The organism is Pseudomonas sp. SDT291_1_S447 (assembly GCF_054070155.1).
The window spans coordinates 41,234-56,204 of the sequence record NZ_JBSVXS010000005.1 but is presented as its reverse complement, the minus strand read 5'-3'; the positions used below and the strand labels follow the sequence as shown (position 1 = coordinate 56,204).

Sequence of the window (14,971 nt, the reverse complement as noted above, 5' to 3'; positions counted from 1 at the left end):
CGGACGCGCTGACCGAGCGCGAAGCACCGATCTATTTCTGCATCGACTTCTTCATCTAAAGCAACTTCTCGAGATCATTGACATGGACGTTCGTCAGTTCGCCTTTCTTGCGTGCCAACCTTCTGCGGCCGTAAAAGACCGTGAGCGCTTTTTGGGCATGCCCAAGCGCGGGCTGGCATTTCTGCTGGCGAACGTCATGTTCTGGCAACCGATGTGGGCACAGGCCGACGGCATCGTCGTGGCCAACCCGAATACCTCGCTGGATCGTGCCGGCAATGGCGTGCCGATCATCAACATCGCCACGCCCAATGCCAGCGGGCTGTCGCATAACCAGTTCCACGACTACAACGTCGGCGCGCAGGGGCTGATCCTCAACAACGGCTCGACGCAGAATACGGTTACGCAACTGGGTGGGCACATCGTCGACAACCCGCACCTGAAAAACAGCGGTTCGGCACAGGCGATTCTCAACGAAGTCGTCAGCGGCAACCCGAGCCAGTTGCGCGGTTACACCGAAGTGGCGGGGCAGTCGGCGCGGGTGATCGTCGCCAACCCTTACGGTATTACTTGCAATGGCTGTGGTTTCATCAACTCGCCGCGCGTCACGCTGACTACCGGCAAACCCGTGCTCGATAACGGCCGGCTGGAGCGTTATCAGGTTGATCAGGGTTCTGTGGCCATCGAGGGCGCGGGCCTCAACGCGACCAACGTCGACCGTTTTGAAATCATCACCCGCAGCGCGAAGATCAACGCGCAACTTCAGGCGCAGAACCTGACGATTGTCGCCGGTCGCAACGACGTCAACGCACAAACGCTCAATGCCACAGCGCGCGCTGAGGACGGCAGCAGCAAACCGCAACTGGCCATCGACTCCTCGGCACTCGGCGGCATGTACGCCGGGGCGATCAAACTGGTCGGCACTGAGGCCGGGGTCGGGGTGAAGCTCGACGGCAAGCTGATTGCCAGCGGCGGTGATATTCAGCTCGATGCCAACGGCCAGTTGAGTCTGGCTGATACCTCGGCCACTGGCGCGGTCAACGTCAAGTCTGCCAGCCTCGACGCACGCGGCCCGGTTTACGCCGGCACCAGCGCTAACGTGCAAACCCAAGGCAACCTCACCAACCGCCAGACTCTCGCAGCCCGTGACAACATCACTCTCAGCGCCGGCGGCCAACTGACCAACGCCGGGACCATCGAAGCCGGCGTCAACGTCGACGGCAGCCGCAACGCCAGCGGCGACCTGAACCTCACCGCGCAGCACCTCGACAACACCGGCAAAAGCCTTGCCGCCAGCCGCAACCTGACGGTCAGCACCGCGCAAACCCTGAACAATCAGGGCGGCACGCTCAGCGGTCAGAACATCACCATAACCGGCGGCAAGCTCGATAACCGCAGCGGGCAGATTCTCGGTGACCTGGGCCTGAATATCGATCTCGGAGGTGCGCTGGATAACCGCGACGGCGTGCTCGGTTCGGGGCGTTCGCTGACTCTCAAAGCTGCCAGTCTGGACAACCGTGAAGCCGGGGCGCTGGTCAGCGATGGCAGCCTGACTGCACGCATCAGTGGCACGCTCGACAACCGCAACAAAGGCGATATCTCGGCCAAAGGTGCCATCGATCTGCAGGCCGGCACAATGCTCAACCGTGACGGTAAAGTCATCGGCAACAGCACGCTGGCCGTGCACGGTGACATGGCCGACAACCGGGGCGGAGTGATTCAGGCCGACCAGCAGTTGACCCTGAATGTCGCGCAACTGGATAACCGCGAAAAAGGCGTGATCAGCGCTAAGCAAGGCCTGACCTATGTTGGCACTCGTCTGGATAACAGCGGTGGACTGGTCAGTGCGGTCGGCCCCGTCAACCTTACGGCTGCGGAAATTCAAAACGCGGCCGGACGGATTTCCAGTCAGGGCGACCTGCTGGCAACCATCGGCCTGCTGCAACAACAGGGTGGTGCGCTGGTTGCCCAAGGCAATCTGAGCCTGACTGGCAAGGCACTCGATAACCGCAATGGCGGGTTGGTCGGCACGACAAAAGCGCTGACACTCTCGGTCGACGATGTCGACAACCGCAGTGGCGAAATCTCCAGCAGCTTGCTGATGAACGTCAAAGGCCTGCGTCTGGATAACGGCGACGGCGGCAAAATTCTCTCCGGCAGTAACATTGGGCTGAGCGTCACCAAGCTGATCAACCAGAGCAAAGGCTTGATCGCCGCCACCAAGGGCGCGGTAACCGTTATCGGCACCACGCTGGACAACAGCGGCGGCAATCTCACCAGCCTCAACGGTCTGGTGATTACCCTTGATGACGCGCTGACCAATTCGCTCGGCGCGATCAGCAGCGACGGCACGCTTACCGTCAATGCTGCGCGCATCGACAACAGCAACGGCAGCCTCGGCAGCGCCGGCCACCTGAAACTGACCAGCACTGGCGTTTTGCTTAATCAGGCCGGTTCGATCAACAGCGACAGCCTGCTGACCGTCAACAGCGGCAGTCTTGATAACAGCCGCAAAGGCGTGATCTACGGCCAAGGCAACAGCCGGGTCGAGACCGGCGGATTTGACAACAGCCAGGGTGGCAAACTCACCAGCGGCGCGGCACTGACGCTCAAGGCATGGCAGGTCAACAACGCCACTGGCCGCATCGCCAGCCAGCAAGCACTGGATGTCTCGCTTACCGGGCTGGATCAACAGGGCGGTGAACTGTTCAGCAAGACTGATCTGACCCTCGATCTGAATCACGGCCAGTTGAACAACCAGAACGGTTTGATCAATGCGCCCGGCACGTTGCTGTTGAAAAACCTCAACGGCGTAATCAACCAGGGCGGGGAAATCTCCAGCCAGCAAGCCTTCACGCTCGCCGCGCATGACCTCGACAACAGCAACGGCAAACTGCTCAGTCAGCAGAGCCTGACGTTGCGCATTGCCGCAGCATTGAACAACCTCAAAGGCGTCATCTCCGCCGCCTCGCTGGACAGCCGCAGCGGCAGTCTGGACAACCACGAAGGCTTGATCAGCAGCCGCGGCGAGTTGTTGCTCACCACCGACAAGACCTTGGATAACCAGTTCGGCACGGTCATCACTGACGGCCGACTGACCGTCACCGCTGACGATCTGGATAACCGTGAAGGCAATATCGCCGGCAAGGCCGATGCCAATGTGCAGGCGAAAACCGTCAACAACCAGAAAGGTCAGTTGATCGCCACCGGCAACCTCAAACTGGAGGCCGAGCAACTCGATAACCGGCAGAACGGTCTGCTGGGGTCGAGCCAAGACATGAGCCTGACCGTCGCTGATCTGGACAGCCGTGGCGGTGAGATCAGCAGCAACGGCGATTTGCGCGTTACCGGTAAAAAACTCGATAACAGCGACGGCGGCAAAATCTTCGCCGGCAAGGCCCTGAACCTGACCGTCGACGAAGTGCTCAACCGCACCAAAGGTCTGATCGATGCCGGCTCGCAGTTCAACCTGCAGGGGCGCTCGCTGGTGAACAACGGAGGCGAATTGCTCAGTCAGCAAGGCATGTTGTTGAACCTCACCGGCACCTTTGATAACACCTCGGGCAAGGTCAGCAGTGAGGGCACGCTGACGGTCAACACGACGCAAGTGACCAATGCCGGTGGCAGCCTGTCCAGCGCGGCGAATTTGAAGCTGGACAGCAGCGGCAGTGTCGACAACCAAGGCGGGCAAGTGGTTACCGATGGCGCGCTCGTCCTCGACAGTGCCAGCCTCGACAACCGCCAAAAGGGCACGCTCAGCGGTAAAGGCGCGGTCACCGTGACCACCGGCGCCTTCGATAACAGCAACGGTCAATTGAGCAGCGCCGACACACTGAATCTCACTGCCGGCCAGGTCAGCAACGGTGGAGAGGGCAGTATCGGCAGTCAGAACGCGCTGACAGCTTCGGTCAGCGGTTTTGATCAACAGGGCGGCAAGCTGTTCAGCAACACGCAATTGAGCCTGGACCTGAATCACGGTCAGTTGAACAACATCGGTGGCTTGATCAACGCCCCGGGCACGCTGCTGCTCAAGCGACTCAACGGCGTCAACAACCAGGGCGGCACGATTTCCAGCGCCGAGGCGCTCACCCTGACCGCGCAAAGCCTCGACAACAGCAACGGCAAACTCCTGAGCAATCAGGGCCTGACCCTACGCATCGCGGCCGCACTGGACAACGTCAAAGGCATGATCGGCGCAGCCGCCATCGACGCGCGCGCTGCGAGCCTGAACAACAGCGGCGGCAACCTGGTTAGCCGTAGCGACCTCGACCTGACCGTGGACGGTCTGCTGCGTAACGACGGCCGTGGGCTGATCAGTGCGGTGCAAACCCTTGAGATCACCAGTGCCGATTTGAACAACCGTGACAGTGGTTTGATCAACAGCCAGGGCAACCTGACGCTGACCGCCAGCGGGCTGGACTCCAGCGATGGCGGCGAAGTATCCGCCAGCGGTGACATCGACCTGAAGCTGACGTCCCTGAGCCAGAACGGCGGGCGCCTGGTGGGTGACAAAAGCGTCACCCTTGATCTGGCCAATGGCGATCTCGACAACCAGCGCGGTTTGCTCACGGCTCAAGGGCCATTGACGCTCAAACGTCTGCGTGACGTGAACAACCAGAGTGGTGAGATTTCCAGCAACCTCGGTTTCGATCTGATTGCTCAAGCGGTGAACAACGGCGCCGGCAAAATCATCAGCGGTGAAAAACTGCTGTTGCGTGGCTCCAGCCTGATCAACCAGAAGGGGCTGATCTCCGGCTGGCAGGGACTCACCGTCAACGCCGACAGCCTGGACAACCGCAACGGCGGCACGCTCTCCAGCAAGTTCGCCGATGTCTCGGTCGACATCAAGGATGCGCTGCTCAACAGCGACGCCGGGGCCGTCGTTGCCCAAGGCAATCTGGTCGTCAAGGCAGGCAGTCTCGACAACAGCAACAAGGGCAATCTGAGCAGTGGCGCAGGGCAAGTCCTGACGCTGGGCGGCGCACTCAATAACAACCAGGGCCTGATTTTCAGTGGTGCTGCACTGGATGTCGTCAGTACGGCGTTCAGCAATGCCGGCGGCTCAATCAATGTCGAACAGGCATTCACGGCCACGGCCACAGGTCTGGACAACAACGGTGGCCAGATCGCCAGCAACGCCGCGATCACCCTCAACCTGAGCGGAGGGCTGAACAACAACGCCGGCAAGCTGGCGAGCAGCGGCGCGATGTTGATCAAGGGTGTGACCGATCTGCACAACCAGAACGGCCAGATCGTCAGCCAGAAAACACTGGAAGCGCACACCGATTCTCTGGACAACAGCAACAAGGGCACCGTCGCGGCGAATGACCAATTGCAGATCACCGCAACGGGCGCCGTCAACAACAGCGCCGACGGTCTGATCTACAGCCAGAATGCCGACGTCCAACTCAATGCAGCCAGCCTGCGCAACGGCAAAGGTTCGATCCAGAGCGAAGGTGCGTTGACCCTCGAGGTCAGCGGTGACTTCGACAACCAGAGCGGTAAGGTCATCGCGCAAAGCGGCAATGTCTTTGTCAAAGCGGCCAACATCGATAACCGTGGTGGCACGCTGTCCAGTATCAAAGGCGCACTGGAAGCTCGCACCGTGGGTGTGCTGCGCAACGGCTTCGACCTGAACAATAACCGTCAGAGCGGCATCATTCAGGCGCAAAGCCTGACGCTTGCTGCATTGGCTGGCCTGAACAACAACGGCGGGCGCATTTCCGCGCAGTCGGCCGACAGCAGCATTACCACGGCGGCGCTGGATAACAGCAGTGGCGTGCTGTATTCGAAAGGACTGTTGGGCGTCACCGGCACAAGTCTGGAAAACGCTGGCGGGCAGATCGCTGCCAACCGCATCGACTTCGGTCTCAGTGGCGCGTTGCGTAACGGCACGGGTGTCATCGAAAGCGATACCCAACTGAGCGTAAAGGCTGCCAGCGTCGACAACCAGAACGGTCGTCTGCGTTCGCTGGGCAACACCGGCAAAACCCTGTTCCAGATCGGCGGTTTGCTCGACAACCGCAATGGCGTGCTGGAAACCGCCAACACCGACATGACCCTGGCAGTGGGAGGCCTCTTCAATGCCGGCGGGCAACTCAACCACGTCGGGCGCGGCAAGTTCGACATCTCCACCGCCAATGTCATCGGCGCCGGCGGCAGCATCGTCACCGGCGGGCTGCTGGAACTCAACGCCGACAGCTGGAGCAACTCCAACGTCATTCAGGCCGGTCGCCTGAACGTCAATGTCGGCCAATTCAGCCAGACCGCCAGCGGCAAATTGCTGGCTTCCGATTCCCTGCAGATCCGGGGCGGCAACTGGAGCAACGATGGCTTGATCGCCAGTGATGGCATCCTCGATATGCAAATCGGCGGAACCTACGCCGGCAGCGGCCGCTTGACCAGTCAGCGCGGCGCTTACCTTTCCGTCGCGCAGATGAACGTTGCGGCGGGCGGCAGCTTCGCGGTGGGTGCCACGTCGACCGTCAATATCGGCGGGCAGCTCAGCAACGCCGGGCGCATGACCTCCAGTGAAGACCTGACCATCAACGCGGGCAGTGTTGCCAACTACGGCACCCTGGGTGCGGCGCAGAACCTCATCATCAACACGCCCTCGTTGCTCAACGATCGCGGGCTGATTTTCAGCGGCAACAACATGACCCTCGGCGTCAGCACGCTGACCAACCAGCACGGTGATTTCTACGGTCTGGGCGATGTGGTGATGGGCGGGTATGGCGGCGCGGCGCGGGCAGCGGGGGTGTACAACATTTCCGGCTCGATGGAGAGCGGACGCGGGTTCACGCTGAGCGCCGACGTGTTTGAAAACCGCACAGAAGGGCCGACGGCGTCGGTTGAACGCAAGCTCATTTCCGGGTTCATTGCAGCAACGTGCGGTGACTGCGTTGGCGGCACTTTCAACAACTTCCTCGCCAGCCGCGAGACCTACCAATTCTTCGACACCGATACCAGCACCTCGGCGATGTTCAACGTCGGCAAGGATTTTACGTTTACGGGTGGCACGTTCCTCAACAGCAAAAGCACGGTAGCGGCGGGCGGCAACATCACCATCACCGCCGACAGCCTGAAGAACATCGGCGCCAAGAGCGGGACTGTCGAAGTCACGCGTCAGTACAACTTCGAGATGGGCACAGGCACCACGGCGCAATTCATGGCCAACGTGATCATGCCGTACAACCAGCGCAACAACCCTGATTTCCCGTTTGTGTACTACGTCATCGCACCGGAAGGTCTGATCCGTAAAGCGATCGCCACAACCGTGGGCAATGGCATTGTCATCGTCGACGCCGAGACGGGCGAAAACGTCGGCAGTCGCAAATACGGCCGGGCCATGTCTGGATTCATCGCCGGCTTTGAGACGTCAACGCCATCGATGTATGACCCGAATAATCTGCTGGCATTACCGAGCGAACTGGCGCCTTACGAAAGCCGTCTTGCGGTTGAAACCCCGGTGAACAGTACCGGTGCTGCTGATGCCAATAACTCGCGTAATGCAGTGATTCAGGCCGGCGGCAATGTCTCGATTACCGCGACCCGGGAAGTAGAAAACAGCGTTATCCATCAGGACTACAGCGCCACCGGGGGCACCAACAAGGTCGCCGATACCTCGGTCGGCAACAGCGGCACTGTCGTTGTGCGCATTAACAGCCAACTGCCGCCGGATCTTGCGCAACAGCAAGTCAATCCGCTGAGCTTGCCTGGCTTCTCGCTGCCGACAGGCGAGAACGGTTTGTTCCGTCTGAGCGGGCAGGGCACCAGTGGCGCCACAGCCGGCAACACCGGGCCAGCGCCAACGTGGACAGTCGCCAGTGAGTCGGTGAATGCCCAGGACCACACGGTCGCCGGCAGCAGCGGCGGGCCCCGCAACCTGTTTATCGATGCGCCGGCGCCGGTGTCCGACAGCACACGCGCCGTGGATACATTCCACCGTACGCCAAGCATGGTGCAGACAGTCGCCAGTACGGTCGACGTCAAAGTGCCGGAGAGTTCTGCAGGCACGGGCAACCCGGGCCGCGGTAACGACATGAAAGAGTCGATCGACACTCGTCCGGTCACGCGTGTCACTGGCCTGCCGGACACCACGGCGCCCTCGAACCCGCACAAATACCTGATCGAAACCAACCCGGTGCTCACCGACCTCAAGTCGTTCATGAGCTCGGATTATCTGCTGGAGAAGCTCGGCTACAACCCCGACCAGAGCGCCAAACGTCTGGGCGACGGCCTCTACGAACAACGCCTGATCCAGCAAGCCGTCACCGCCCGCACCGGCCAGGCTTTCATCGACGGCCAGACCTCCAACGAGGGCATGTTCAAGTACCTGATGAACAACGCCATCGCCAGCAAGGACGCACTCAACCTGTCCGTCGGCGTCGGCCTCACCTCTCAGCAAGTCGCGGCACTGACCCACGACATCGTCTGGCTCGAAGAGCATGAAGTGAATGGTGAAAAAGTGCTGGTGCCGGTGGTGTATCTGGCGCAGGCCAGCGGCCGTCTCGGCCCGACTGGGGCATTGATTGCCGGTAACGATGTGACGCTTATTGCGGGGGAAAACCTCGACAACGTCGGCACGCTCAAAGCCACCAACAACCTCTCCGCCACGGCGGGCAAGGACCTGGTCAACAGCGGTTCGATCGAGGCGGGCAATCGTCTGGATCTGCTGGCCACCAACAGCATCGTCAACAAAGCCGGCGGCATCATTGCCGGCAAGGACGTCAGCCTGACCACCCGCACGGGCGATGTGATCAATGAGCGGACCATCACTTCGATGGACAACCAATACGGCTCCGTCACCCGGCATCAGGACTTTGCCGATAACGCAGCGCGGATCGAAGCCGCCAACGACCTGACCGTCAAAGCGGCCAAGGATATCAACGTCATCGGCGGCGTTCTGAAAAGCGGTCAGGACATGGCGTTGAATGCCGGGCGTGATGTCAACGTGGTCTCTGTGCAGGTTAACGACAGCGCGTCGCTGGGTTGGAGGGGAGCTGTTAGCAGCGTCACGCAACTGGGCGCCGATATTGATGCCGGGCGTGATTTCAAGGCGGATGCCAAGCGTGACATCAATGTCATTGCCAGTGACATAGAAGCCAAGCGTGATGTCTCGATGAAAGCCACCGAGAACCTGGTCATCACCTCGGCGGCGGATGAAGAGCACTCGCTCTCAAAAAACAAGCACATGACCCGTCAGGAAGACCATGTCACTCAGGTCATGTCCGGCATCACGGCGGGCGGCGACGTCAAACTGGATGCGGGCAAAGACCTCAGTGTGATTTCCAGCCGCGTAACGGCGGGTGATGAAGCCTATCTGGTCGCGGGCGACCGCCTCGAACTCCTGGCAGCGCAAGATACGGACTACTCGCTCTATGACATGAAGAAAAAAGGCAGCTTCGGCAAGCTGAAGATGCAGCACGATGAGGTGACCGACACCAAGTATGTCGGCTCCGAGATCAAGACCGGTGGCAATCTGACGCTGTCGAGCAAGGGTGATCAGCTGTATCAGGTCGCCAAACTGGAAAGTGGCAACAACATCACGCTGGACAGTGGCGGGGCGATTACTTTTCAGGGGGTCAAGGACCTCCATGACGAAAACCATACCAAGACCAACAACAGCGCTGGCTGGGTGTCCTCCAAAGGTCGCGGCAATACCGACGAGACCTTGCGCCAAACCCAGATGATCGCCAAGGGCAATATCGTTATCAAGGCGGTCGATGGCCTGAAAATCGACATCAAAGATGTGAATCAGCAGTCCGTCAGCCAGACCATCGACGCTATGGTCAAGGCGGATCCGCAGTTGGCATGGTTGAAAGATGCTGAGGCCCGGGGGGACGTGGATTGGCAGCGGGTGAAGGAGATTCACGAGTCTTTCAAATACGAAAACTCGGGACTGGGTCCGGCAGCACAAATCGCAATCGCCATCATGATGTCCTTCGTGATGGGACCGGCAGGGCTGGGCCTGGTCGGCGGTGGCTTCGGTGGGGCAGTCGCCACAAGTCTGGCAACCACGGGCGTTACCAGCACCATTAATAACAAGGGTGATCTCGGGGCCGCATTCAAGGAGACCTTCAGTGCCGGAAGCTTGAAAAATGCGGCTATCGCCGGGTTTACGGCGGGCATGCTCGACTATGCAGACACCAACTGGTTTGCGGCTGGGGGCAGTAAAACTGCAAATATCCTGACCACCAGCAATATTACTGATGTCGCTATCCGCACGACGGGGCGCGCGATTATCTCCAGCGGTATTTCGACCACTATTGGTGGAGGTAGCTTTGGTGACAACTTCGGAGCGGCGTTGCTGGGTGAGGCGAGCAGTGTCGCCATGGCGACCGGGTTCAACTGGGTTGGTGACAACACGATCAAGTTTCCGGATGGCAGTGTTGAAAAAGTTGTAGCTCATGCGCTGATGGGCGGTCTGATTTCTCAAGTGATGGGAGGGGATTTTGCGACGGGCGCGGCGGCGGCGGGGCTGAACGAAGCAGCGATGAATGTGCTTGTTGATTTCGTAGGCGATAACAAAGAACTGCATCAAATGCTTTCGCAGCTTACGGGTCTCGTTGGGGCGGCAGCTGTTGGAGGGGACTTCCAACTGGGTGCCGATATCGCGGGAAGTGCAACGCGGTACAACCACGATTTGCATGAAGGAGCAGCGCGGGATCTCGCGAAACAGGCATTGGGTTTCTGCAATTCAAATCCAGGTAGCTGTGATGTGGGTGTTGATGTTTCAGGACTGACAGTCGAAGACGTTGTTAAAGCGATGCGCGTCGAGGGCTTGCACGGTGCTGGCATTGATGGTGTGAAGCCAGAGGCGATTGCATTCCTGGATGATTTCATATTTTCCAGAATTCCCGGGTATAGAGACACTCTTTACAGTCCAACAGAGTCGGAGGCATCGAGACTCGATACCGAACAGAAATTTACACTGGCTTTTTCGATATTCAACCTCGGTCAGGCGGTCAGAAACTTTGGTAACACTTTGCAAGGTCTGGTGGGACTTGAAGCGGGTGGTGCACTTCTCGTTAAGAATGTGGACGAGGCGACCGCGGGTGGCTTGCCAGAAAAGGCGGTCGAAACGATTAAAGCCCTGCCAGGTCCTCGTCAAATTGATGCGGCTTGGGGAGCCCTCGACTATAAAAAAGGTGGACTTATGATGGGGATTGAACACGTAATGTACCGCCATGGGCCTGATTCAGGATTTCCCGTTAGCAAATTTTCCAAAGGAACTTCGATGAAGGATATTTCTGCTTATGTTGACAATGCGCTGAGATACGGGAAAGTCTCTCAAAATGGGCCAACGGGCTACGTTGTTGAATACAATGTCGGAAAAATAATTGGTACTAATACATTAGGTAATCCGACTAATATTTTGAAGGTTAATGTTCGCGATGGTGTGATTCATACCGCGTTTCCACTGTGAGGTTGTGATCATGAATGAGTTGTTTCAGCGTTTTTTAAGTGAGGAGCTTAATGAAGGTGCTCGTGAGTTATTGCGCACTGGGGTTTTAAGTGCGCAAGAGCCCGGTGCTGTTACGTGCATCCGTGAGTTCAACTTCAATTTGTTTGATGTTTTGATTGATTTTGAGACGCGGGTTGTAGTTGTTCAAGATGTACTGCTACCAGAAACTGACCCGGGTTCAGTAATGTCACTGGATGAGTTCAGAAGTTTGTGTGGGATTTGAAGAAGGGGGAACAAATGGGGTAAATGGGGACAGACCACGTTTAGAAAGTACTCCGAAAACATGGTCTGTCCCCGTTTTCCCGCGGAACGGTACGTGCTGTGATTGGACAGAATTTGCGTCCAGGAAACGTCTGGGAAACCGCAGAGTTGCCCGCACTTCTGAAAAATCCTAAAGTGGATAAAATAGTTACTATTGATCCAGTAACCAGACTCGAGAAAACTATATTTGTAAGAGGTGATTTGTGATTCTTGAAATATCTCGAGGATATCTGAAAATACAGGTGGCTAATAAAGTAGCGACCATTCAAGGCGAAATGTTCTTTCCGGGAGGGGATAAGCTTGGTTTCGTGTTGTATAGGAACTCGTTAAAGCACTGGGATTCACCCCATGAAAATCAAGTTTTAACTGAAGAAGAAGTTCAGATGGTTATTGACGAAATTGAGGCGGAACTCTCGAGAAAGGGACACATGCTTGACGTCGAGAAGTGACTGGGCGGAGCTAACTACCCTTGAAGCGCGTCTGTTGGCGGGATAAATGGGGACAGGCCACGTTTAGATAAGGGGCGGACCACGGCTTTGCAATTTATTCAAAAAACGTGGTATGTCCCCGTTTTCTCTAAAATTCACTCCCTCGATCCGCCCAAGGACGGGCAGGTAGTTCCTAGGTGTGATAACTGCACTAATATTTCCGGAGTCGAATAATGGAAATGCACGACGAATTTCTGGAAATCAATGATCTTGATTGGTTTGCCTCATGTCGAGGTGAGGTCATCGCTCATTTCGCTACAGGTGGACATGGGGTTGTGCCTGACGATGTCCGTCAGTCAATTTCCAGATATGAGGAAATTTATGACTACTTCTATTCAAGGCCTGGAGGCGTGGACGTTGAGATAGTAGAAGCCAATTTGGTTGAGTTTGCCGATGAAGCTCAGCGTGCGCGCTATCTAAAATCTTTTGTTGAAATGGCCGGCAGAGGGTTGTTCAGTCATGACGCTTCCGAGCAGGGTGGTTATAAAATAATTGCCAAACCAAAATCGGCGCTAAAGTTAGTGGATCTCCCGAAGTTGATGCAGTCTTCTATTTGTAAGCTACCATTGGAGCTCACTGACTGGATACGTTGCGACGACTTCACTAAAGATTAAATGTAGAAGGATAAATGGGGGCAGGCGACGTTTAGAAAGTACTCCGAAAACATGGTCTGTCCCCGTTTTCCCTCAGGCTACCAACGTATTTATTATTAAAGGGACCAAAAACCCGAGCATTGTTCCTACGAATCCTAACTGGACCCAACGATGAATACTGGTACCGAATTGAAGGACTGGAATTTCCAGGTGTTGATGCTTATGCAGTCGATGCTGGGCGCTATCACTCCAAATTTCAGAATGGTCGTGCTGTCTAGAGATGAAGACGGCTGGCTAATAAAGTTTTATCTCCAAGATGATGTGGGCGAGGATGTTGAGGAGGTCGATGATATTATCTGCCAGTATTCCGCCTATCAGGACTCTGGCTTTAAGTGTAAGTGGACAATTGTGATAGGTGGTGATGAACTGCCTCTTGTCGCGCAAGCTGATAGGGTTGTATATCGCCGCAAAGAAATTTTTGACTAGAGTAAAATGGGGGCAGACCACGTTTAGAAAGCACTCCGAGAACGTGGTTTTCCCCCTTTTTACGCTTTTTACGTCGTCGCGAATCGCGGACCATAGTCGTCTCTGGAACCGGTTGGAATAATAAGCACTTGAACGAGGTTTAATATGGATCAGATGTTGCTGAGGAAAAGTGCAGAATGTCTGGAAGAAGTTATTAATAAATATGCATTTACTGATGCGGAGGTTGATGGTTTATATAAATCGTTATCAACTTTGATCACTGATGCTCTTGCTGGAAAAATTTTACTTCCCATGCAATGGGGAGATGTACCCGGTGCCTACGGTTTTCTTGAGGGTGGCCTGCGACAATATCGTGACCTTGAAACCGCATATGCCATTTTTAAAATAGAAGTTACTGGCGGTGAAAGTCCCCTTCTGAAAAGGGTAAAGGGGGACAGACCACGTTTAACGTAATTGACTGCAACAATAGGTAAAAATTTGCCGTCATTTGTACCTTGCGGCCCGCTAAGCTTTCAGTTCGACCAATTGAAAGGATTCATCGATGCCGCGTAGACCCCGAGTTTTGATACCAGGCGTACCATTGCACTTGATTCAGCGAGGAAACAATAGATCTGTCTGTTTTTTTACCGAGGAAGATTACCTTTTTTATTTGGAGCTTTTGGTCGAGCAGGCTTCTAAAAATGATTGTGATATTCATGCGTGGTGCTTAATGAGTAATCACGTTCATTTGTTAGTCAGTCCTCATAATGCCAACAGCGCAAGCCTGCTAGCGATACGTCCAATATATAAATCGTACGTATAGTCGCAGCGGAAGTTTGTGGGAAGGCCGGTTTCGTTCATGCCTTGTTGAGAGTGAACGATATTTGTTGTGCTGTTATCGATACATCGAAATGAATCCCGTCAGAGCGAAAATGGTAAATCATCCGGCAGAATATCGCTGGTCAAGTTACCGTTTTAACGCACAATCAGAGCGATCACACATTGTTACCCCTCATGCTCAGTATTTGGCGCTTGGAGTGCAGGGCGGGCAGCCGGCAGATGCTTACCGCGAACTGTTCAAAAATGACTTAGAGTCAGAGTTGGTTGACCAGATTCGTGACGCGACCAATGGAAATAATGTTTTTGGCGGTTCAAAGTTTGCTGTTGATGTCGAGGCAATGATCGGTCGTCGCGTGCAGCGAGGGAGCCCGGGACGGCCAAAAAAATCGACCATCTAGTTAAACCGTGGTCTGTCCACGTTTCCTTCGAAAAGCTTGAAGAAATTTACGCACGGAACCTCAAGCAATATGGTGACAAGCTGGTGCCGACTATTGAATGGCTCAGAGCAAAAGGAAAGAGTCGGGAGCAAATTACTGAATCAGCAAGCCGCGCAGGCGGTAAGGACCTGTGATTCTAATGATGAATATAGAAAACAAGAGCATCCGGCTTGGGGACGAATACGATGATGTTTTGAGGGCTGCTCTAGTAGCGGTGCTCACGTCCCATGGCGCAATAGGAGTAGGAAGTTCATGGGGCGTTGGTGGATCCCAAGAGCTTGATACAGCAACGGTCAAGCTGGGAGATGCGGTCATCACCATTGAGTCTGAGACTTATATAGGGCTGAAGATTGAAGGACCTAGCCCCATCGTAGACACTTTGGCTCAAGAAGTTGCAGAACACATTCGATCCCGAGGATCGTC

8 protein-coding genes are annotated in these 14,971 nt (G+C 56.0%); all 8 read left to right on the top strand.

The genetic code is table 11. From position 1 onward, the window contains the following. Positions 1-82 precede the first annotated feature (82 nt). The 8 genes from ACW9IR_RS03375 (at position 83) to ACW9IR_RS03340 (ending at position 14,509) form a co-directional block, all read left to right on the top strand. Complete coding sequence (locus tag ACW9IR_RS03375; protein ID WP_457461645.1) at positions 83-11,425, top strand: two-partner secretion domain-containing protein; 11,343 nt, start codon at positions 83-85, stop codon at positions 11,423-11,425. Positions 11,426-11,435: 10 nt separating this feature from the next. After that, a complete protein-coding gene (locus ACW9IR_RS03370; RefSeq protein WP_141234570.1) occupies positions 11,436-11,687 on the top strand; it encodes a hypothetical protein in 252 nt (83 codons plus the stop codon). Between the two features lie 241 nt (positions 11,688-11,928). After that, entirely contained in the window at positions 11,929-12,174 is a 246-nt protein-coding gene (locus tag ACW9IR_RS03365; protein ID WP_457461643.1) for an Imm74 family immunity protein, read from the top strand. 212 nt (positions 12,175-12,386) lie between these two features. Then, a complete protein-coding gene (locus ACW9IR_RS03360) occupies positions 12,387-12,827 on the top strand; it encodes a hypothetical protein (RefSeq protein ID WP_457461641.1) in 441 nt (146 codons plus the stop codon). 150 nt (positions 12,828-12,977) lie between these two features. Further along, entirely contained in the window at positions 12,978-13,292 is a 315-nt protein-coding gene (locus ACW9IR_RS03355) for a hypothetical protein (protein ID WP_110720916.1), read from the top strand. 144 nt (positions 13,293-13,436) lie between these two features. Further along, on the top strand, positions 13,437-13,745 hold the full coding sequence (locus tag ACW9IR_RS03350; RefSeq protein WP_457461639.1) for a hypothetical protein: 309 nt from the start codon (positions 13,437-13,439) through the stop codon (positions 13,743-13,745). Between the two features lie 88 nt (positions 13,746-13,833). Continuing rightward, a complete protein-coding gene (locus tag ACW9IR_RS03345) occupies positions 13,834-14,094 on the top strand; it encodes a transposase (protein WP_457461637.1) in 261 nt (86 codons plus the stop codon). Positions 14,095-14,182: 88 nt separating this feature from the next. Next, positions 14,183-14,509, top strand: coding sequence for a hypothetical protein (locus ACW9IR_RS03340; RefSeq protein WP_457461635.1), 327 nt, complete (start codon positions 14,183-14,185; stop codon positions 14,507-14,509). Positions 14,510-14,971 lie beyond the last annotated feature (462 nt).

What these genes read in the sequence shown, in the direction of transcription:
- ACW9IR_RS03375 (WP_457461645.1), top strand. Translation starts at nt 83, where the DNA reads ATGGACGTTCGTCAGTTCGCCTTTCTTGCGTGCCAACCTTCTGCGGCC.
- ACW9IR_RS03370 (WP_141234570.1), top strand. Translation starts at nt 11,436, where the DNA reads ATGAATGAGTTGTTTCAGCGTTTTTTAAGTGAGGAGCTTAATGAAGGT.
- ACW9IR_RS03360 (WP_457461641.1), top strand. Translation starts at nt 12,387, where the DNA reads ATGGAAATGCACGACGAATTTCTGGAAATCAATGATCTTGATTGGTTT.
- ACW9IR_RS03355 (WP_110720916.1), top strand. Translation starts at nt 12,978, where the DNA reads ATGAATACTGGTACCGAATTGAAGGACTGGAATTTCCAGGTGTTGATG.
- ACW9IR_RS03350 (WP_457461639.1), top strand. Translation starts at nt 13,437, where the DNA reads ATGGATCAGATGTTGCTGAGGAAAAGTGCAGAATGTCTGGAAGAAGTT.
- ACW9IR_RS03345 (WP_457461637.1), top strand. Translation starts at nt 13,834, where the DNA reads ATGCCGCGTAGACCCCGAGTTTTGATACCAGGCGTACCATTGCACTTG.
- ACW9IR_RS03340 (WP_457461635.1), top strand. Translation starts at nt 14,183, where the DNA reads ATGAATCCCGTCAGAGCGAAAATGGTAAATCATCCGGCAGAATATCGC.